The organism is Niallia sp. Marseille-Q9988, from assembly GCF_976954375.1.
This window is the reverse complement of record NZ_CDRJSZ010000012.1, coordinates 116,812-138,553: the sequence shown is the minus strand read 5'-3', so window position 1 is coordinate 138,553 and position 21,742 is coordinate 116,812. Positions and strand designations below refer to the sequence as shown.

Below are 21,742 nucleotides of genomic sequence, written 5' to 3'. Positions count from 1 at the left end.
ACCGTTTCAGTGAAGTTGGTGTTGTTCCCTGCAGCACATTTTGTGTCTGTAGCAGAATGGGAACGAATTAGTTTTTCATTTGATTATTTTTCATAACTCATTTTGGATAACAGCTATTTGTGAAATCGCTATATTAGAAATTGTTCGTCTTCACAGATTAGCAAATTAGTTTTGTCCTAGACTTTTTTACATGAAGTATTTTACTCATGGGCTTCTTTAAAAAATTCTCTCCATTTAATAATCGTAATTTTTTCCCTTAAAATATAAACAAGTATCGCTAATGCAAACATAATAATGACGACCATTGTTAACGAAAATTGACTAATAAACTGACCGAAAATAGTATAAAAGAACGCTAAAGGTATATTGCTTAAAAAAGCGCTTTTTCCATATTCATTTAAACTTTTTCTTTTCTCTAATAGGCAAAAATTTAGTAAATGATAATGAAATACTGGTATTAAACGCAATACTGTGATTTGTCCAAGTGTCAAATTACGATACTCCCCAAACCATCTTTTTTTTAAATTAGATAGTTTCCGATGTGTCTTTGGCAAGCGATGAATGACAGTATAGAAAATGAGACAATTAATTGTTAAGCCTATAATAGAATAGATGGTTCCAAGCGTCACTCCAAATAAAACTCCTCCTGCAATACAGACTAAGATTGGAGGAATAAACAAAAATTGCCGTAGGGTATGGAATAAAATAAATATAATTGGCGCTAAAATGCCACTAACTTCTACCATTACAAATAGGACTGATAACTGCTCTTCCATCTTATCACCTTCTGCTCTAAAGAATCATGCTGTTATTAAAGTGTATAGAAAAAGACAAGAGAATATGCCTAAACATTCAGCCAATAGAGTACAATCCCTAATTCTAGTAATGTTAGTGCTGGTAAACCATATTTAAATGTAGCATGCTTTGTTTTATGCCGAAAATTTTTCATACCTATGTATAACCCTAAAGCACCGAAAAAAATAGCAATTGTCCAAAGGGTTCGCTCACTTATGCGATACTGATGCTTGATCGCTCTTTTTTTATCAATCATCATGAATAAATAGCCTGTTACATTGATTAACACTAAATAGATGGATAGTAATGGCATCATCCTGCTTCCTCCTTCTTTCAAAGAAAAAAATATAAAAAAAAGAAGGTAGCAAATACCTCCTTTTTTTAATAAACTTATTTTAAGTTTTGTTTTGCAACTGTAGCTAATTCAGCAAATGCTTTTTCATCACTTACAGCAAGTTCAGCAAGCATTTTACGGTTTACTTCAATACCAGCTAACTTCAATCCGTGCATTAAACGGCTATAAGAAAGACCGTTGATACGAGCAGCTGCGTTGATACGAGTAATCCATAATTTACGGAAATCACGTTTCTTTTGACGACGATCTCTGTATGCATACATTAATGATTTCATTACTTGTTGGTTTGCAACTTTGTATAATGTATGTTTTGAACCATAATAACCTTTAGCTAATTTAAGAACTTTTTTACGACGTTTGCGTGTAACTGTACCGCCTTTAACACGTGGCATATAATTTCCCTCCTATATTGAAAAAATTACTTAATGTTGTCTAATAAATGACGAATGCGTTTGAAATCGCCTTTGGATACTAATCCAGCTTTGCGAAGTTTACGTTTTTGCTTAGTAGATTTGTTAGCAAATAAGTGACTAGTATAAGCTTTTGAGCGTTTTAATTTACCAGAGCCTGTCTTTTTGAAACGTTTAGCAGCTCCGCGGTGAGTTTTCATTTTTGGCATTTGGTATTCCTCCTCTTACTTGTCGTTTTTAGGCGCTAAAGTCATGAACATGCTTCGACCGTCCATTTTTGGATGTGATTCCACAGTGGCAACTTCTGCACATGCTTCTGCAAAACGAACAAGTACTCGTTGACCGATTTCCTTATGTGTAATAGCACGTCCTTTAAAACGAATGGATGCTTTTACTTTATCGCCTTTTTCTAGGAACTTAATAGCATTACGAAGCTTTGTATTAAAGTCATGCTCATCTATAGTTGGACTAAGGCGAACCTCTTTAATATTAATGATTTTTTGATTTTTACGTGCTTCTTTTTCTTTCTTTTGCTGTTCAAACTTGTATTTACCATAGTCCATGATACGAGCTACTGGCGGTTTTGCGTTTGGAGCAACAAGAACAACATCAAGATTTACACGTGTTGCAATTTCAAGAGCTTCAAATTTCGTTTTAATCCCAAGCTGTTCTCCATTTTGGTCAATAAGACGAACTTCTCTTGCACGAATGCCTTCATTTAAAATCATATCTTTGCTAATAGTTAAACACCTCCAAGGTTAATGACGAATACAACGTTCGGGTCAAGAATAATCTATTCTAGGTCACCTTCTCTAGCTTAGATACTAATTGACACTTGACTCTCAAGTTGACATCGTAGGCTTTGTAATCTTTATCATCCAAATAAAAAAGTGTGGATGAACAATTCACCCACACTTACGAAACAAAAGTAATACCTAAAATGTTTTACGTAATACCTGTTAACTACTTGGAATCTGTGTCAATCAGGTGAGAAGCGGGTGCTTCTTCTTTTCCTCAAACTCGTATTCAATTTACCTTAGTAACTATATCACAAATGATAACTGTAAGTCAACGAAAGAAATATCACAACGAGAAAAATTTTATCAAAATAATTGATTCAATGCAATACTTTTTATGCATAAATTCAGAAAAGCTAGGAATATGGAACGAAATTCGGACTTTACAACCTTTAAAACGACAGAAGTTCGTTTGTTTTTTGCTTTCTGGCAGACGTCCATTCCCTCTGAACCTTATCCTAAGATCCATGAAAACTAAGTCATAAGATGCTACTTCATAAAAATCTATGCTAACTTAGTTAGAAAATTTTACTTCTTGCGTTAATTTTTCCAAGAAGTCTACATAAGAAACTGTTTCTGATTTTTGTTCTCCGTATTTGCGGACATTTACGGCTTTGTCTTCTACTTCTTTATCTCCGACTACTAGCATGTAAGGGATTTTTTTCATTTGCGCCTCACGGATTTTGTAGCCGATTTTTTCATCACGTTCGTCAAGCTCTACACGGATACCGTGTCTTTGTAAGTTTTCTTGTACTTCTTTTGCATAGTCAAAGTGTACAGAAGGTGATACAGGAATCACTTGTACTTGCACTGGCGATAACCAAGTTGGGAATGCCCCTTTGTATTCTTCGATAAGGAATGCAATAAAGCGTTCCATTGTAGATACTACTCCTCTATGGATAACAACTGGACGATGTTGTTTTCCATCCTCCCCAACATATGTTAAATCAAAGCGCTCAGGCAATAAGAAGTCCAATTGCACAGTAGATAATGTCTCATCTTTTCCTAAAGCTGTTTTCACTTGCACATCCAATTTAGGACCATAGAATGCAGCTTCTCCTTCTGCTTCAAAATAATCTAGACCTAGGTCGTCCATTGCCCCTTTCAGCATGCTTTGTGCTTTATCCCACATTTCATCGTCATCAAAATATTTTTCAGTATCTGCTGGATCACGATAAGATAGTCGGAATGAGTAATCTGTAATATCGAAATCTTTATATACTTCTAATACTAAGTTTACGACACGTTTGAATTCATCTTTAATTTGGTCTGGTCTTACAAAGATATGCGCATCATTTAATGTCATTCCACGAACACGCTGTAATCCAGATAATGCACCTGACATTTCATAACGATGCATTGTTCCAAGCTCTGCGATACGAATTGGCAATTCGCGATAGCTGTGAATATCATTTTTATAAACAACCATATGATGTGGACAGTTCATTGGACGAAGCACTAACTGTTCATTATCCATTTCCATTACTGGGAACATATCCTCTTGATAATGATCCCAGTGACCAGAGGTCTTGTACAGGTCTACACTACCCATAATCGGTGTATATACATGGTTATAGCCTAATCTTTCTTCCTTGTCTACTATATAGCGCTCTACAATGCGTCTGATTGTTGCACCTTTTGGAAGCCATAGCGGTAGGCCTTGTCCCACTTTTTGAGAAGTCATAAATAAATCTAATTCTTTCCCAATTTTACGATGATCTCTTTCCTTCGCCTCTTCTAAAAATCGTAAGTGCTCCTCTAACTCATTCTTCTTAAAGAATGCAGTTCCATAAATACGCTGAAGCATTTTATTATCGCTATTTCCTCTCCAATAAGCCCCAGCAATATTTAGTAATTTAAACTCTTTTAGTTTTCCAGTTGAAGGAACATGTACACCACGACATAGATCAACGAATTCACCTTGTTGATAAAGTGTTACCGTTTCATCTTCTGGGATTGCATCAATTAATTCTAGCTTATATTCGTCATCCATTTCTTTAAAAAGCTCAATCGCTTCCGCTCTGCTTACTTCTTTACGAACAATCTCCAGATTTTCATTGATTATTTTCTTCATTTCCTTTTCAATAGCCGGTAAATCTTCTGGTGTTAATGATTGCTCTAAATCAATATCATAATAATACCCATTTTCGATAACTGGACCTACACCAAGCTTTACATTTCCATAGATACGTTTAATCGCTTGTGCCATTAAGTGTGCAGTGCTATGACGCAAAATTTCTAGTGCATCCGGGCTATCAGGTGTAACAATTTCAAAAGAAGCATCTTCTAAAATTGGTCTTTTCAAATCATATAATGAACCATTTATTTTTCCTGCAAGTGCTTTTTTTCTTAACCCTGGGCTAATGGAACCGGCAATATCTTCTGTTGTTGTCCCTACTGGAAACTCCTTTACCGCTCCATCTGGAAATGTAATGTTAATTAGATCTGACATAAAACTTCCTCCTTCATTCTCGCCATTAAGCTTTTCATGTACGATAAGAACCGATTGAACGCAAAAAAACCCATCCCTATGCGAAGGGACGAGTTTTATAAATATAAACACGTGGTTCCACCCTAATTCTCAGACAATCCATTGTCTGACTTTAGTTTAAACAGATAACGGCTGCTGAGACCGCCAGTCATTACTTAGGTTCCCTGTTCCTGACTGAAGTTTAAAGGTGGTAAGTAATCTCATCGTGTTAGGAAGTTCCCAGCATCCTTCCCTCTCTTTAAACCGTACAAGAAAACTATTGTCCTTATCAATACATGTATAAGTTATAGTTAATTTATGTACGTTATTATATGCTTTTCTAAACATAAAATCAAGGGGAGATAAAAATCTTATTTTATTTCTTTTTGAGTGTTTATTCTTAGGAAAAAATGACCCTTTTCAAGAAGCTGTACTCTCTCTTCAAAAATGTTTAAAATTGTTCGCACAATAGGCAACTCCCTATCTTCAGTATATAAATAGATTGTTTTCGGAGCAATTGCCAGCAGTGGTCCTAAAGAATATGGGTCAATATAATAGGGAGAAGAAGCTAAACTTCTTTGCTCATACAACATCATTAATTCCTGTTGGGGAATCTCTTGATATTCGGTATCAAAAAACTGGATTTCTAAGTCAACTAAAACATGAATATGATTCACTTTTGCAGTTTTTTTAGAAAGGGAATTTCGTAAGCTATGAATAAACACCTGATATTCTTGTTCCATTTTGTACTCATCAATCGATAATTCTATGTATTTTAGTAGCTTTTCAAAAAAAGCCTTTAATCGAAAGGTCACAAATGAATCAAAAGAAAATGCATGATGTGTTTCCACCATAAAATTATTCATACTTTCTGCAAGACATGCTTTTATATTAATATCTTTTGTTATATTTGCTAGTCCTTCACGCTCTTCTTCTATTAAACTATGAAGAATTTCTAATATACTCCGTTGTTCTAATTCATCCATATAGAAATAACGATTTTGTAATATTTCTTTTGCCCAATCATCTGTTTTAATATGCAAGATAAAAGCGGTTAAGCATTTTTGCACTACCTGACTGCTTCCATCTATTTTAACGACATTTCCACTATTGTCATCACTTATTCTTTCAATCGACTCAGCAAGTTTTACCTGTTTATTCATTAAACGCAAAAATTTCTTTGCATCTTTTTCAGAATGAAATTGAATTTCGATCAACCGTATCCCCCCTTTATAAAGAAGTCCTCGATTCCATATATATGGGGGATAGAGAGAAAATAGACTATAAAATAAGGAAAATCATCGGAGTATGTCCGTTATCGTAATATATGCTTACAATATAGAGGAATTGCCTTTTCTAAATAAGGACCACCCGTGAGAACGGGTGGTTTTCTCTGCGGCTGAAAGCCTTTGTTACTGACCAAACCCTAAAGGGCTACTGAAAGGTTCGCCATTTGTACTACTTCTACTGGCCAGACCTCAAAGGCCTTCTCTCCTAATTATTTCGTTTCTTTTTCTTCACTTCTTCCCCTGTAAATGGATCAATATATTCCATTATCGTTAATTGTTCTGCGACTATATCATCTTGTATTTGATTACGTATATATTCTTCTATTACCTTTTTGTTTCTTCCTACCGTATCTACATAATATCCTGTACACCAAAATTTTCGATTTCCATATTTATATTTCAGTTGTGCATGTCGATCAAATATCATCAAGCTACTTTTTCCTTTTAGATATCCTACAAATGCTGATACACTTAATTTTGGCGGAATACTCACTAACATATGTACGTGATCCTTACACGCTGTTGCTTCTATTATCTCCACGCCTTTCCTCTCACACAAGGTACGTAAGATTTGTCCAATATCTTTCTTTATTTTCCCGTAAATTATTTGTCTTCTATATTTTGGTGCAAATACTATGTGATACTTACAATTCCAAGTTGTGTGTGCTAAACTATTATTGTCTTTTGACATAAGGACTTCCTCCTGGCTATTTATTTTCGGTTGGCGAACCAAAAATATTTTAGCACCTTGAGGAAGCTTTTTTAATACCACGCTGTAAGCTTTTTGGAACCCTAGGCATAGCCCAGGGTTTTCTTTTCTATAAAAAATAGACAGACTTTTAATTAGTCTGTCTTCGTTCGTAATATCCAAATTCACAAAAAGAATACGATTGCTCCTACTATAATGACATACACAATAATGTATCTTATATACATCATTTGTAAAGAAATGGATCGTTTTTCGCAAAGATTTCTTACGTATGCAAGTAACCTTCTATTTTTTGTAACATACGTATAAGTTAATCCGAATACCAATAATGCCAAGATTATTTTATAAATTCCCGGGCTATAAAACGAGAGAAAAAATGGGATTAACAATAGCAAAATAGTGATGGATACAAAGAAAAGAAATTGATTATAACGCTTTACCAGTAATTTTTCTGCATTCGAAATTTCCGTCAACTCAACACTACTCCTTACACTTATAAACATCTAGTATAAATTTTTTATATCCGCTTATTTTTACCTTTTACATGAATCGGTGTAGATAAGTAACGAATTCTTTCCATTACTCTCATTGCTTTCATCTTTTCCTCTTCTCCTCTTTGAGAGTAGGTAAGATGATGCTCTAGTCCACTAAAGTCAAAATTAGATGTAAATAAAGTCGGTAAATTCTCTAACATCCTAAACTGTAAGATTGGTCCTAATACCTCGTCTCGAATCCAACTAGACATTGTTTCTGCACCAATATCATCCAGCATTAAAATCGGCTCCCTTTTGATGCTTTCGATTTTGTCATTTAATGTACTATTAGCAATCGAGCTTTTCATTTCCCTAAATAATTCAGGAACATATACGATCATAGAAGAAATTTGCTTTTGAGAAAGTTCGTTTGCAATGGCTCCTAAAATATAGGATTTACCCACTCCAAATTCACCGTAAAAGTATATTCCCTTTTGTCTTTGACCAGGTTTATACTCCTCTACAAATCGAATAGCTGCATCTACTGCTTCCATTCTTTCTCCTTCTATGTCCAGCCTGTCAAAAGATGCTTCTAAAATGTCCTTGGGCACATATAAACTTTGGATTAATTTTTCTTTTTTCTTTTGGTTATCCTCTTGGAGCTTCCTTGGGCAGCGGTCATATTGAATCTCAATATTCCCCCTCATAACAACTAGACTCGGATGATAACCCTGCATCATATTCACACAACCTTGAAGGCTTGGGCACTTATTACAAGCCTTGCTTTGATTAGCATATTCATATAATTTCATCATTCCCACATCTACCGCATTGGAAGTCAACTCATCTTCATGCTCGCGTAAAAAGGCCCTCACATCAGGGTGTGCAAGTACTTCCTGTTTCATCGCACGGTAACGTTCCTGAAAATTATTACCTGCCCCAAACTTCTTTAACGTATCATTAATCCTTTCCACCGTTTGATTCACCACCTATTTTTTTAATTTTTTTATGCGTTCTTCCAGCTCTCTTTTCTTCTGCTCCAAGTCTTTGTCGCTTGCTGCATTATCTTGATTCTGTTCCGCTGTTTTATTTGCTTCTTCATTCCCCTGATCTTGTTGTCCAAACCATTCTGGAATTTTTTCTGTACGAATTGCTTTGCGACGAGTTGACTTTGATTGTTGATTTTTTTTACCTTGCGCCCATTCCATATATTGCTTATGTTCCTTTTTCGCTAAATCCATTGCATCCTTCACCGTACGAATATTCTTTCTTACCCATTGACCAGCTATCTTTTCTATATAACCTTTCGTTAATTTCATATCTGTTTTTAGCATAACATATTGAATAAGCACATTTATTACTCCAGGTAAGAGCTTTTGTGAAAACATAATTTCTTCGATTATTTGCAAATCCGTTTTAGATGGTTCAGCACCTCCTGAAATATCTTTTAATACTTCACGAGGAGAAGTATGATCTAAATAATAGATTAATTCTTCCTCTTTTGATTTTGGAGCATCCATAGACGAATAATCCTTCTGCGGCTGTTTTCGGTCAACTAACATTGGCAGCAAATCGTTATGCTGAAATTGATACCAATCACGAGCAGCTATTCTTAATTCTTCCATATCAATCTCATCCTGTTGATTAATTGCACTGATAACGATATTCTTCATTTGAATGGGGTCAATTCCATAGATAAAGGCAAGATTTTGTATCGCTTCCTTCACCTTTTTGGTAAAGGCTTTTTTCGAAAGTAAAGAATCGTGTATTCCTGCATAGAGTAGTTCAAAATCAAAATCCACCTTCGTAATTTGAATTCCAGTCTGCTCTTCTCTTCCAATATAGGTTTGGTCAGTCTCTTCTTCATCCTCTAATTCATGTATTGCCCGAACAGCACTTCCATGATCAGACATAAATACCTCTTGAAAACCTTTTGTTACAAGCTGAAAACTTGGATCAACAATTTTTTCATCGGAAAAGAATTTCTTCAATCTGCTATATTGTGCTTTTCCAATTTTTCGATATAAATAAACATTTAACATTCCGTCGAGAAAATATTGTGCTGGCGATAAAGGTGGCTGCAATTCATAAATAAACGAGCGATTGCCATCCTCCTTCTTTAAATACGTTTTTAAAAGACCAATTCCCTCTAGCTTTAGTCTTGCTTCATATATATCATTTAAACCACAGCTCATGAAATTCATTAAGCTATGATGTGTATTTGTCATGGACCACAAGCGATTTTCTTCTACTTCAGCCCATAAAGTCATGTATAAAGCTAAACACTGTGTCCCAATTAATGGTTGATACAAGAATGTGATTGTTTTTCGATCATAATCACTTAAGAGTCCATTCACAGCTACTCGATATCTGTCGACGGGAAGTAGGTCTTGCCAGTGCTGAGACATATTAAGTCCCCCTTCCTTACATTCTATTTCCATCAAAGGAGTTGAAAGGCAAAAAAGAGCCAAAGAAATCTTCAGCTCCCTTAGTAATCATTTCCATAAAGTGAAACTCATTAATGAGTTTTTCCCCCCATCCATAGTTGAACCAATCGGATCTTTATGGACAACAATCTCCCAACTTTACTCCTCGTATTCTCCTAAGCAAAAGGAGAGAGTCTTATGGTCCGTATAGAGAGGGATAAAATTCGCTAGTCTTTTTTGATTAATTCTTTAAGTTCGTCAATAAACACATTTATATCTTTAAACTGGCGATAAACAGAAGCAAACCGTACATATGCCACTTCGTCAACTTTTGCTAAGCGATCCATTACCATTTCTCCAATTATTTCACTCTTTATCTCTGAGGCAACATTACTTCGAAGCTCTTTCTCTACTTCTGCAGTAATTTCCTCCAGTTGTTTTAATGCAACCGGTCTCTTCTCACATGCTCTAATTAAACCACGCAATATTTTATCCTTACTAAATTCTTCACGTGTTCCTTCTTTCTTCACTACAATCAAAGGAATCTCTTCTACTTTTTCAAAAGTTGTAAATCGATTGCCACAGGCTTCACACTCTCTTCTTCTACGAATCGATTTATATTCATCAACTGGTCGTGAATCAAGAACACGGGTGTTATTATGTTGACAGGTAGGACATCTCATTTCATATCAGCTCCGAATTCTTTGTTCCATGTATATACTTATCTTCATATTATATAAAATTAAAGGCTTGTACAAGTAATTATATTAAATTTCACCTATAACCTAATGTCAGATAGGAAAAACATGCCACTTTTCCAAAATATTCTTCGCTTGCTGTAATGAATTTTCGATTGTCCCATTATTATTAATTACTTCATCAGCAAGAGCTTTTTTCTCCAGCAAAGGCATCTGCGCATTTATTCTATTAACTGCCTGCTCATAGCTTAAATTATTTCTGTTCCTTAACCTTGCTATTTGGATATCTCGATCTACATATACTAAAATAGTTCGATCAACCATTGTGTTTAATTTATTTTCAAATAGTAATGGGATATCTAAAATTACGATTTTTTCGCCCATCTTAACGGCTTGTCTTTGCTTTTCATCCATTCTCCTTCTTACATCAGGATGAACGATACTATTAAGCACATCCCGTTCCCCTTCATTCGAAAAAATAATTTCTCCAAGCTTTTGGCGATTTAAAGTACCATCTTGATGAAGAATATCCTTACCAAAATGAGCAACAATTTCTACATATGCTGGTTCTCCTATTTCAACAGCTAATCTAGACTCGATATCAGCGTCAATAATCGGAATATGCAATGATTGATAATAGGAGGATATTGTCGATTTGCCGCTCGCAATCCCCCCTGTTAAGCCTACTATTAATGTCATGACAATACCTGCCTTATTAAATTTAGTATGTAACAAAATTAAATGAACAAACACTTTTGTAAATATATAAAGCAATAGATAGGTGAAATTCCTAAGGCGATTCGCCAAGGAGGGTCACCACCTTAGAAAATATAACCTATTCGCTAATTTTTTCAAGCGATTTAGAGTTTAAATATCCCAATAATAATTAAAATAATCCCTGGGATAAAAGAAAATTTATCCATATAACTTTTTTCTGACAGAAATTTACCTAGATAAATCCCTAACGAAACAAAGGATGTACTCATAAAGATAACGGAAAGTGTTAAAAAAAGTGGAGGAAGTCCTAGCATGGAAGCTCCAATTCCTGCGCCAAAGGCATCTAAAGACAGAGCAAAGCCTAACATAACTGCTTCTACCCCTGTAATTGTTCCCGATTTATCAAAGTCGGCTGACAAAGGTTTCTTCAATATATTTATAACGATACCTAAAGATTTTATTTCAAAATTAATAATATTCTTTTCTTCTGTTAATACTTCCTTTTCCTTGCTTGGCTTAAAATATTGGTAAAGAATCCATCCACCTAATATTATTAATATAATGCCACCTAAACTCTCTGCAAACGAGGGGGAGAATATCCTTGAAATAACATGACCTACCAACATTGCTGTAAGCAGTGTCAGACCGGAACAACAGGCGATAATAAGGATAGAATTTAAGGGCATTTTCATTTTTCGCAGACCATAAGTAAACCCAACACTAAAGCTATCGATGCTAACAGCGATTGCTATTAATAAAAGAGAAAACACCTGGGCCATAAAGATAAGCTCCTTCCAAATCAATAGTAATATACTATATGGAAAGAGCCCATCCAATGTTAATTTAGATTTATTGTTTTATTTTTTTTGACAATTAGGACAAAAAACAGTTCCTCTTCCTCCGACAATAATTCTTTCTAATGTATGTCCACATACTTTACAGTCTTGCCCTTTTCGGCCATATACATATAGTTCAAGCTGGAACATTCCTATTTGCCCTTGTGTGTTTACATAAGAACGAATCGTACTACCACCCTTTTCAACAGCTTCCGATAAAGTAGCAATAATCTCTTTATATAGTTTCTCCATTTCGGCAGATTTTAACGAATTTGCTAATCGCTCTGGATGAATGCCACTTCGAAACAATGCTTCATCTACGTAAATATTGCCTAAACCAACGACAATTTTTTGATCCAATAATGCCGTTTTTATGCTTCGGCTGGTTTTTAATAATCGCTCTGTAAAATTAGCAATCGTAAAATCAGCATCAAATGGTTCAGGACCTAATTGAGACAGTGGCATGGCATTTAATTCCTCACCCTTTTTAAATAAATGCATTGTTCCAAATTTACGTACATCCTTATATCTTAATTCAGAACCATCTTCAAAAAAGAAAATAACATGGGTATGTTTATCAACGGGTTCACCAGCTTGAAACACACCGTATTTGCCTTCCATTCGCAAATGCGAAACAATCGTAAAATCATTTGTTTCAATTAAAATGAATTTGCCTCGTCTTTTTACATCAAGGATGGTTTGACCAATTAATGCATCGGAAAACTCTTCTACATTTTCTGGTTTTTTAATCATTTTTGCCCATGACACAACAACTTCCTTAATTACTTTATTTTGCGTTAATTGTTTTAACGTTTTACGTACCGTCTCAACTTCTGGTAATTCTGGCACCTCATATACCTCATTTCCTTGAGAAAATTGCTCATGATTCTTTACTTCTCACCAATATTATAAAATAATCATTTATTACTTCGCATCATACCAAGTTGGTCCATAAGAGTAATCCACTTTTAAAGGAACACTTAATTCAACTGCATGTTCCATTACATCTGGAACTATTTCTTTCAACTTCTCGATTTCTTCTTTTGGAGCCTCAAAGATTAATTCATCGTGCACTTGTAATAATAATTTAGCCTGTAATCCTTCTTCTTCTAAACGTTTTGCCATTTCAATCATCGCTTTTTTTATAATGTCAGCGGCACTGCCTTGTATTGGTGTATTCATTGCTGTTCTCTCGGCAAAGCTTCGAAGATTAAAGTTTCTGCTTGTGATATCAGCTAAATACCTTCTTCTATGAAGCAATGTTGAGACATATCCTTTTTGTTTTGCATCTGCCACAATTTCTTCCATATAACTCCTTACTCCTGGATAGCTTTCTAAATAGCGTTCAATAAACTTGGCTGCTTCTTTTCTCGTAATGTGCAAGCTTTGCGATAACCCATAGTCACTAATACCATATACAATTCCAAAGTTAACCGCTTTTGCATGTCTTCGCATATTAGAAGTGACCGCATCTGCTTCTACATGAAAAACGGACATAGCTGTTTCTGTGTGGATATCATGGTCTTCTCTGAATGCTTCTATTAATTTCTCGTCATTGGCAATATGAGCAAGAACACGTAACTCGATTTGGCTATAGTCAGCAGCAAAAATAACCCAATCCTTTTCTGTCGGTACAAATGCTTGTCTAATTTTTCTTCCTTCTTCTAACCGAATTGGAATATTTTGAAGGTTAGGATCAATAGAGCTTAAACGACCTGTTTGTGTCAATACTTGATTAAATCTTGTATGAATTCTTCCATTATGTACCACTTTTTGCAAGCCTTCTATATAGGTTGACTGTAATTTACCAAGCTGTCTATATTCAAGGATTTCTCTAATTACTTCATGTGAACTTGCAAGCTGTTCCAACACATCAGCAGAGGTTGAATATCCTGTCTTCGTTTTTTTCACAACTGGCAAGCCAAGCTTTTCAAATAAAATAACACCGAGCTGCTTCGGAGAGTTAATATTAAAGGTTTCACCTGCAAGCTCATAAATTCGCCCTTCAATTTCTTTCAGTCTTTCGGAAAGCTCTTCTCCCATTGCTTTCAAGCGATCAACATCCACTTTCACTCCCGTTGACTCCATATCAGCTAGCACTAGGCTTAATGGCATTTCTAAATCATAAAATAGTGCTTCTTGGTCATTCTTTCTTAATTCATCTTCCATTTTCTCTTGTATAGCCTGCATAGCGAATGCTTTTCTTACGATGTGATCAGATAAGAATTCTTGATCTGGAACCTTTCTTTTTGCTCCTTTTCCATAGAAAGCTTCATCTGATTGTAAGTTAAGATAGCCATATTTTTTAGCAACAGAAGCAACATCTTCAATCGTTGCAGAAGGATCTGCTAAATATGCAGCAATAAGAACATCAAACGTAATTCCTTTTAAATGAATCCCTTGATGTCGTAAAGACACTTCCGATCTTTTAGCATCATAAACAATCTTTTCTTTGTTTTCATCTTCTGCCCATGCTTTGAAAGCAGACGATACTAAAGCTTGATTGATCGGTAGATAGTATGCTCCTGTGTCATTTAATAAAGAGATACCTAAGATTGGGGCATAATGATAGTTATCCTCCAATACTTCGACATACATTATATTTATATCAGAAAAAATAGCTTCTGTAATATTTTCAACCGTTTCAAAATTTATATCTTCTAACACTAGTTCCTCTTGTTCAGGTGTTTCTCCTAATTTTTCGAGTAAAGAGTTAAATCCAAGCTCCTTGAACATTTCTTTTAGCTTTTCTATTTGCATTCCAGGAAATTCTGTATCTTCCAAAGTTATTGTTAGAGGAGCTTTTCTTGTAATAGTAGCTAGTTCTTTGCTCATTAAAGCTTGATCCTTAAATTCTTCTAGCTTTTCTTTCAGCTTCTTACCACTTACTTGGTCAATAGACTCTACCAATTTTTCTAATGAATCAAATTCCTTCAACAATTTAATTGCTGTTTTTTCTCCTACCCCAGGAACACCAGGAATATTATCTGAACTATCTCCCATTAAGCCTTTCATATCAATAATACGATCTGGAGTTAGACCGTATTTTTCCTGAACATGTTCAGGCGTATAGGATTCCATATCTGTTATCCCTTTTCTTGTGATATAAACAGTTGTCTTATCTGAGCTCAATTGTGTTAAATCTTTGTCACCAGAAATAACAACCACTTCAAACCCATCCTTTTCTCCTTGAAGAGAAAGAGTTCCAATAATATCATCTGCTTCATAGTTTTCTAATTCGTAATGATGGATACCATAGGATTTCAATAGCTCTCTTATATAAGGGAATTGCTCTGACAATTCTGGTGGTGTCTTCTGACGCCCTCCCTTATATTCACTAAATGTTTTATGTCGGAAAGTTGTTTTTCCTGCATCAAAGGCTACTAAAACATGTGTTGGCTTCTCTTCTTCTAAAATTTTCATTAACATCATGGTAAAACCGTAAACAGCATTTGTATGTACACCTTTATCGTTATTTAAAAGCGGTAAAGCGAAAAACGCGCGATAGGCAATACTATTACCGTCTATTAATATTAATTTCTTTTTCAAGAAATCCTCCTCCATCCTATTTATGTGTTATGTTATCTCGTAAAAAAAACGATGATTGTTACATGGCTCAATACTATTTATTTTACATGACATATACATAAATGTAAAAAGGCAGAGATTGCTGAAAAAGAGGTTCCTTCCTACGCTTATATTTATTTCATTCATCGACGAAATAAACGTGGAACAAACACCTTTTACCAACTATCTCTGCTATTTTTACAACTTTAATAAAAACATTTTAGGTATATTGACATGGTCTTGAATTGGAGAAAACTATCTATTCTACTAACGAGCGAGAACCAATTCTTCCCTCTTCCAAGACTAATTTTACACAGGGGAAGCCAAAAGCGGGGTAGCTTTCAGCTTAAGTCCTTAACCAAATGGATAAGGGGGACTTCACAAATTATTGTATCAACAAAGTGTAAACCCACCATAAACCAAATGTAAAAACAATGTAAAGAGAAGAAAAGCGGAAGGCACCGTTTAGCGCCGTGTGAACTGGAGCGATTTTCTTGAGATAAAGGAAACACGAAGAACGATAGTGATACGATGTTGACTTATCGTAGAGACAATCGTGAAGTTCATCTGGCGCTGGTGACTGGAGCTAGACAATGAAAAGCGGAAGGGCCTGTTTTTTCGGTGTACAAACTGGAGACTCTCGACTGAGATAAAGGAAACACGAGGAACGGCAGTGAGTCGATGTTGACTTATCGTAGGGAGATAGTCGGAAGTTTGCTAACCGATAGGCACTGGAGCTAGACAATGAAAAGCGGAAGGGCCTGTTTATCGGTGTACAAACTGGAGACTCTCGACTGAGATAAAGGAAACACGAGGAACGGCAGTGAGTCGATGTTGACTTATCGTAGGGAGATAGTCGGAAGTTTGCTAACCGATAGGCACTGAAGCTAGACAGTGAAAAGCGGAAGGCACCGTTTAGCGCCGTGTGAACTGGCGCTGATACCATAGGAAAATGTGCTAGATTTAGAAAAAAGAGGATACCGATGTCAGTATCCCCTGTCCTTAAAATGGAAATTCCTTGTGCAAAATAACCGTGAAGGTAGTTCCTACACCCATTTCACTTTCCACATGAATCGTTCCTCTATGTAATTCAACTAAATGCTTAACAATTGCAAGACCTAGCCCTGTTCCGCCAGAATTTCTACTTCTTGCTTTATCTACGCGATAAAAGCGCTCAAATATTCTTGGAATTTCTGCCGAATCGATTCCAATTCCTGTATCTTGAATTCTAACTTCAATTTTCTTTTTCTTTTCCACAACATAGACGTTGATTTCGCCATCGTTTGGAGTATAAATCACAGCATTTGTGATTAAATTTAAAAAGACTTGAGTTAACCGACTTCTATCTCCTTGAATCTGGATAATTTCATTTGATTGAGGAAATTTCAGTTTTATATTTTTCGCCTCTGCTCGACCTTCTAGCATTTTTGTTGCCTTATTTAAAATTTCCACCAAATTAAACTCGTCTTTATTTAAAGAGAAGTGATGTTGTTCTAATTTTGATAAATCTAGAAGATCTTGAATTAAAGTCTGTAATCGATGGCTCTCTTTTAAAATAATTCGCAAAAATTCTTCCAGCGTCTCTTTATCTTCCATCGCCCCATCAAGAAGTGTTTCAGAAAATCCCTTAATAGAAGTAATAGGCGTTTTTAACTCGTGTGAAACATTGGCTACAAAGTCTTTCCGAACTTGTTCTAGCTTCTTCAACTCCGTAATATCATTAAAAACGAGCAAAATCCCCATCCACCTATCATTTGTCCCAATAATGGGAACTCCATAAACCTGAAAGCTCTTTTTCTCATTTTTAATTTCAAGTGTCATGTCTCGAATAACTTTATGTTCTGTCATAAAAATTTCTTCCGCAAGATCTGTAACTTGTCTATATGGAATAACTTTATAATATTGTTTATAAAGATAGTCAGCTGAACGAACAGAGAAAATATCTTTATAGGATTTATTGATTAAATTAATATACCCTCTGCTATCTATTAAAAGAAGGCCACTACTAATACTCTCAATCAAAGTACCTAAACGATCTTCTTGTATTTCTTGTGCTTTTACCATTTCTTGCATATCTTTGGCAACCTTATTAAGAGAAGAACTAAGAATCCCTGTCTCATCTACTCGATCTTCATATGTTCTAGCATGATAATTGCCATTTGCCAAATCAACAGCAACTTTGGTAGCCGACTCAATTGGCCTTGTGTAACGATAAATTAATTTATAACCAACTAGATAAATTACTATGAATGAAAATACAAACGAAGAAAAAATAATCCAATTGATATGTTGGTATGCATTTTCTATCTCGTCTACTTTTGCCCCTATTAGCAAATAACCTTGGCCGCCTTCTTCATCAGAAAGCTCCAGTTGGTAAAAATGAAAGTTAGGGTTACCATCAATCGCAACGGCATTTACTTTTTCATTTAATAACAAAGCCTGCATTTGATTTTCATATTCTTCATCTGTCTGCAGCTCTCCCACATTGAACAATATCTCGCCAGATTCATTAATAATCGTAATCTGTAACTCTAATGCTTCGCTATATTCGATTATTAAATCATTATTAACTTTTAAAATCCTACCGTTATTCATTATTTGCTTTGCTATTAATGTAGCCTCTCTTTCTAGGCGGTGATCAAAAGAATCCATAAAGGTTTTCTTATTATAAGACTCAATAAAAATAGCAACAAATAAAAACACGATAAAAATAGTAAATAAAACACTAGCCATTAATCGGGATTTAAAACTCTTCATTTACTTTGGTTCCTCTAATTTATAGCCTAAACCACGAATTGTTTTAATATATATAGGTTTTTTTGTATTTTCTTCAATTTTCTCTCGTAAATGACTAATATGTACATCTACAATTCTTGTATCGCCTACAAAGTCATAGTTCCAAACTGCACTTAACAGCTGGTCTCTTGTTAAAACTCTGCCTTTGTTTTTTACAAGATATAATAATAGCTCAAATTCTTTAGGCGTTAATTCTAATAATTCCCCTTTAAAATAGGCTTCATAATAATTAGGAAGGACTTTCAACTCTGCAATTTTAATACCTTCATCCTCATCTGTGTTTACTTCATTAGATGATGTTGGCACTTGCATCTGAGTTCTTCTTAAAACAGCTTTTATACGGGCGATAACCTCTCTCGGACTAAAAGGTTTGGTCATATAATCATCTGCACCAAGCTCAAGTCCTAATACTTTATCGAACTCATCATCTTTTGCTGTTAACATTAATATAGGAGTTAACACTTTCTGTTGGCGTAGTTCTTTACAAACATCCATCCCATCTTTTTTTGGCAACATTAAATCAAGTAGGATGACATCTGGATTAGCAGTTAAAGCTAGATTCAATCCTTCTTCTCCGTCCATGGCAGTCAATACATCATACCCCGCCTGTTGCAAATTATACTTTAGTAAAGTTACGATAGATTGTTCATCATCTACAACTAATACCTTTTTCTTCATATACAGCCTCCAAATATGTTAATTCCCCTTAAGTCCCCTTATACCTATTTACATTATAATATATTGTGTAGCGAAAATGGAAAAAACATTTCGTTACTATTTCCAAAAGGAAGTATTGATTTAAACGCGCAGGCTATAACAATGATACTTTTAGAAAAACTAGGCTTGTAACTTAATTAATTCCATAAAAAAATCGGCTAACTTTTATGTTCGACCGATTTTTCTCATTTATTCAATTTAATACTGTCATTACATGACGAACGGAATGAACAGATTTTTCTAATGCTGCTTTTTCATCTTCTGTTAAATCAAGTTCTATAATTTGTTCGATTCCATTACCGCCCAAAATCGTAGGGACACCTAGATAAAGATCGTTATACCCGTACTCTCCTTCTAAATAAGCAATGGTTGGAAGAACTCGTCTTTGACTTTTCATAATTGCCTCACACATATCCACTAATGAAGCCGCCGGAGCATAATAAGCGCTTCCATTCCCAAGTAGATTTACGATTTCGGCACCACCATTTCTTGTTCTTTCAATAATCTCTTCCAATCTATGCTTCGGAATGAGCGATTCTAACGGGATTCCACCTGCATACGAATAGCGTATAAGCGGAACCATATCATCTCCGTGTCCTCCTAATACAATTCCTGTAATATCTTTAACAGAAAGGTTTAGCTCCATCGCAACAAAGCTTCGAAAACGAGCGGTATCTAAGACACCTGACTGACCAATAACCCTATTTTTCGGAAAACCTGATTCCTTATAGACTGTATAAGTCATTGCATCAACAGGATTCGTAAGTACAATAATGATACAATTAGGGGAATATTTCACTATTTCCCTCGTTACTGATATCATAATGGATTGATTTGTCTGTACAAGATCATCTCTACTCATACCTGGTTTTCTTGCCATACCAGCTGTAATAATGACAATATCAGAATCTGCAGTATCCTTATAATCGGATGTTCCAATAATATTTGCATCAAACCCTTGTACAGGACTCGCTTCAAACATATCTAAGGCTTTACCTTTAGTTGCATTTTCATTTCGCGGAACATCTAATAAAACAATATCTCCAAGCTCTTTTTGAGCAAGTAGAAATGCTGTTGTGGATCCCGTAAATCCACCACCAATGATTGAAATTTTCTTGCGCTTAACCATATAATATCCCCCTTATTAGACCAAGAATGCATGAGCCACTAATAGGCAATTTACTAGGCAGAGTCCCCTTTTACTCAAATCTAGTAACACTATTTCATATTAGCTTATCCCATTCTAATCCAATACACCAAACTGCTATTTTAGACAAAAAGGAAGAAGAGATGAGACTATCTCTTCTTCTATTTGTTATTAACCCATGTTCTTAATTAATTCATCACCGAATTCTGAGCATTTCACTTCCGTTGCGCCCTCCATCAAACGAGCAAAGTCATAGGTAACAACTTTAGAAGCAATTGTATTTTCCACAGATTGAATTACTAATTGTGCTGCTTCTGTCCATCCTAAATGTTCAAGCATTAGAACCCCTGAGAGAATAACAGAAGATGGATTTACTTTATCTAAACCAGCATATTTTGGAGCAGTTCCATGTGTTGCTTCAAAAATTGCATGGCCTGTTTCATAATTTATATTTGCACCAGGTGCAATACCGATTCCACCAACCTGTGCCGCTAATGCATCAGAGATATAATCCCCATTTAGGTTCATTGTCGCCACTACATCAAACTCTTTTGGACGAGTAAGAATTTGTTGAAGGAAGATATCTGCAATAGAATCTTTGATAATAATCTTTCCTGCTGCTTCTGCCTCTGCCTGTGCTTTATTAGCAGCATCAGATCCTTGCTCTTCTTTGATACGATCATATTGAGCCCAAGTAAATACTTTTTCCCCAAATTCTTTTTCTGCTAACTCATAACCCCAGTTTTTAAATGCACCTTCTGTATATTTCATAATATTACCTTTATGTACTAGAGTTACAGATTTACGACCTTCTTTAATCGCATAATTAATCGCAGCTCTTACTAAACGGCTTGTTCCTTCTTCAGAAACTGGTTTAATTCCAATTCCAGATGTTTCAGGAAATCTAATTTTATTAACTCCCATTTCTTGTTGTAAAAAGTTAATTAATTTAGAAACAGCCTCAGAACCTTTTTCATACTCAATTCCAGCATAAATATCTTCTGTATTTTCACGGAAGATAACCATATCTGTATCTTGAGGTCTTTTTACTGGAGATGGTACGCCTTCAAACCATCTTACTGGGCGTAAACAAACAAAAAGATCTAATTCTTGGCGTAGAGCAACGTTTAAAGAACGAATACCTCCGCCAACTGGTGTAGTTAATGGTCCTTTAATAGCAATTAAATATTCTTTAATAACATCTAATGTTTCAGAAGGTAACCATTCTCCAGTTTCATTAAATGCTTTTTCCCCAGCTAACACTTCTTTCCAAACAATTTTCTTTTCTCCATTGTATGCTTTTTCAACAGCAGCATCTATTACTCTTGATGACGCTGCCCAAATATCTGGGCCAATTCCATCTCCTTCAATATAAGGAACAATTGGATTTGCTGGTACATTTAATACTCCATCTACTACTGTAATTTTTTCTCCTTGCATGCTTCTATCCCTCCGTAAAAAATAGTTTCCTTTTCCAATGCAATCAATTGGAAAAAGAATGAAATAATTTATTATAACAAGCTTATAAAAGCTGATTATA

The 21,742-nt window shown here is 35.1% G+C and carries 20 protein-coding genes and 2 other annotated features; all 20 genes read right to left on the bottom strand.

Annotated features, from left to right (window positions below):
* Positions 1-200: 200 nt before the first annotated feature.
* Entirely contained in the window at positions 201-776 is a 576-nt protein-coding gene (locus tag ACWNMZ_RS20115) for a TVP38/TMEM64 family protein (protein WP_031534820.1), read from the bottom strand.
* Between the two features lie 68 nt (positions 777-844).
* Positions 845-1,111 (bottom strand): DUF1294 domain-containing protein, encoded by a 267-nt coding sequence (locus ACWNMZ_RS20110; RefSeq protein ID WP_235247887.1) that lies wholly within the window; start codon positions 1,109-1,111, stop codon positions 845-847.
* Between the two features lie 74 nt (positions 1,112-1,185).
* Complete coding sequence (rplT, locus tag ACWNMZ_RS20105; RefSeq protein WP_031534824.1) at positions 1,186-1,542, bottom strand: 50S ribosomal protein L20; 357 nt, start codon at positions 1,540-1,542, stop codon at positions 1,186-1,188.
* 26 nt (positions 1,543-1,568) lie between these two features.
* Positions 1,569-1,769, bottom strand: coding sequence for a 50S ribosomal protein L35 (gene rpmI, locus ACWNMZ_RS20100; RefSeq protein WP_016201803.1), 201 nt, complete (start codon positions 1,767-1,769; stop codon positions 1,569-1,571).
* A gap of 15 nt (positions 1,770-1,784) precedes the next feature.
* On the bottom strand, positions 1,785-2,288 hold the full coding sequence (gene infC / locus ACWNMZ_RS20095; protein ID WP_016201804.1) for a translation initiation factor IF-3: 504 nt from the start codon (positions 2,286-2,288) through the stop codon (positions 1,785-1,787).
* Between the two features lie 150 nt (positions 2,289-2,438).
* Positions 2,439-2,576: a sequence feature (ribosomal protein L20 leader region), on the bottom strand.
* A gap of 295 nt (positions 2,577-2,871) precedes the next feature.
* A complete protein-coding gene (thrS, locus tag ACWNMZ_RS20090; protein WP_031534826.1) occupies positions 2,872-4,809 on the bottom strand; it encodes a threonine--tRNA ligase in 1,938 nt (645 codons plus the stop codon).
* Between the two features lie 81 nt (positions 4,810-4,890).
* Positions 4,891-5,129, bottom strand: a binding site (T-box leader).
* 69 nt (positions 5,130-5,198) lie between these two features.
* Positions 5,199-6,044 (bottom strand): sporulation protein YtxC, encoded by an 846-nt coding sequence (gene ytxC / locus ACWNMZ_RS20085; protein WP_449598860.1) that lies wholly within the window; start codon positions 6,042-6,044, stop codon positions 5,199-5,201.
* Between the two features lie 277 nt (positions 6,045-6,321).
* Positions 6,322-6,807: an IS200/IS605 family transposase gene (gene tnpA / locus ACWNMZ_RS20080; RefSeq protein ID WP_235252072.1), complete on the bottom strand. Its 486-nt coding sequence runs from the start codon at positions 6,805-6,807 to the stop codon at positions 6,322-6,324.
* Positions 6,808-6,989: 182 nt separating this feature from the next.
* Complete coding sequence (locus tag ACWNMZ_RS20075; RefSeq protein WP_449598859.1) at positions 6,990-7,298, bottom strand: hypothetical protein; 309 nt, start codon at positions 7,296-7,298, stop codon at positions 6,990-6,992.
* Positions 7,299-7,342: 44 nt separating this feature from the next.
* Positions 7,343-8,272, bottom strand: a complete 930-nt coding sequence (gene dnaI, locus ACWNMZ_RS20070; protein WP_449598858.1) for a primosomal protein DnaI — start codon at positions 8,270-8,272, stop codon at positions 7,343-7,345.
* A 15-nt stretch (positions 8,273-8,287) separates the two neighbouring features.
* On the bottom strand, positions 8,288-9,706 hold the full coding sequence (locus tag ACWNMZ_RS20065) for a replication initiation and membrane attachment family protein (RefSeq protein WP_031534834.1): 1,419 nt from the start codon (positions 9,704-9,706) through the stop codon (positions 8,288-8,290).
* A gap of 245 nt (positions 9,707-9,951) precedes the next feature.
* Positions 9,952-10,407, bottom strand: coding sequence for a transcriptional regulator NrdR (nrdR, locus tag ACWNMZ_RS20060; protein ID WP_031534836.1), 456 nt, complete (start codon positions 10,405-10,407; stop codon positions 9,952-9,954).
* A gap of 108 nt (positions 10,408-10,515) precedes the next feature.
* On the bottom strand, positions 10,516-11,121 hold the full coding sequence (coaE, locus tag ACWNMZ_RS20055; RefSeq protein WP_031534838.1) for a dephospho-CoA kinase: 606 nt from the start codon (positions 11,119-11,121) through the stop codon (positions 10,516-10,518).
* Positions 11,122-11,282: 161 nt separating this feature from the next.
* A complete protein-coding gene (ytaF, locus tag ACWNMZ_RS20050) occupies positions 11,283-11,918 on the bottom strand; it encodes a sporulation membrane protein YtaF (RefSeq protein ID WP_031534840.1) in 636 nt (211 codons plus the stop codon).
* A gap of 78 nt (positions 11,919-11,996) precedes the next feature.
* A complete protein-coding gene (mutM, locus tag ACWNMZ_RS20045) occupies positions 11,997-12,824 on the bottom strand; it encodes a DNA-formamidopyrimidine glycosylase (protein WP_031534842.1) in 828 nt (275 codons plus the stop codon).
* Positions 12,825-12,899: 75 nt separating this feature from the next.
* Positions 12,900-15,524 (bottom strand): DNA polymerase I, encoded by a 2,625-nt coding sequence (polA, locus tag ACWNMZ_RS20040; protein ID WP_031534844.1) that lies wholly within the window; start codon positions 15,522-15,524, stop codon positions 12,900-12,902.
* A gap of 1,020 nt (positions 15,525-16,544) precedes the next feature.
* Positions 16,545-18,299 (bottom strand): two-component system histidine kinase PnpS, encoded by a 1,755-nt coding sequence (pnpS, locus tag ACWNMZ_RS20035; RefSeq protein WP_449598857.1) that lies wholly within the window; start codon positions 18,297-18,299, stop codon positions 16,545-16,547.
* Entirely contained in the window at positions 18,300-19,016 is a 717-nt protein-coding gene (locus ACWNMZ_RS20030) for a response regulator transcription factor (protein ID WP_031534847.1), read from the bottom strand. It lies immediately after the preceding gene.
* Positions 19,017-19,248: 232 nt separating this feature from the next.
* The gene (gene mdh / locus ACWNMZ_RS20025) at positions 19,249-20,184 is read right to left on the bottom strand and encodes a malate dehydrogenase (RefSeq protein WP_441131280.1); all 936 of its coding nucleotides are present in this window, start codon (positions 20,182-20,184) and stop codon (positions 19,249-19,251) included.
* Between the two features lie 189 nt (positions 20,185-20,373).
* Entirely contained in the window at positions 20,374-21,642 is a 1,269-nt protein-coding gene (gene icd, locus ACWNMZ_RS20020; protein WP_031534851.1) for an NADP-dependent isocitrate dehydrogenase, read from the bottom strand.
* Between the last annotated feature and the right edge of the window lie 100 nt (positions 21,643-21,742).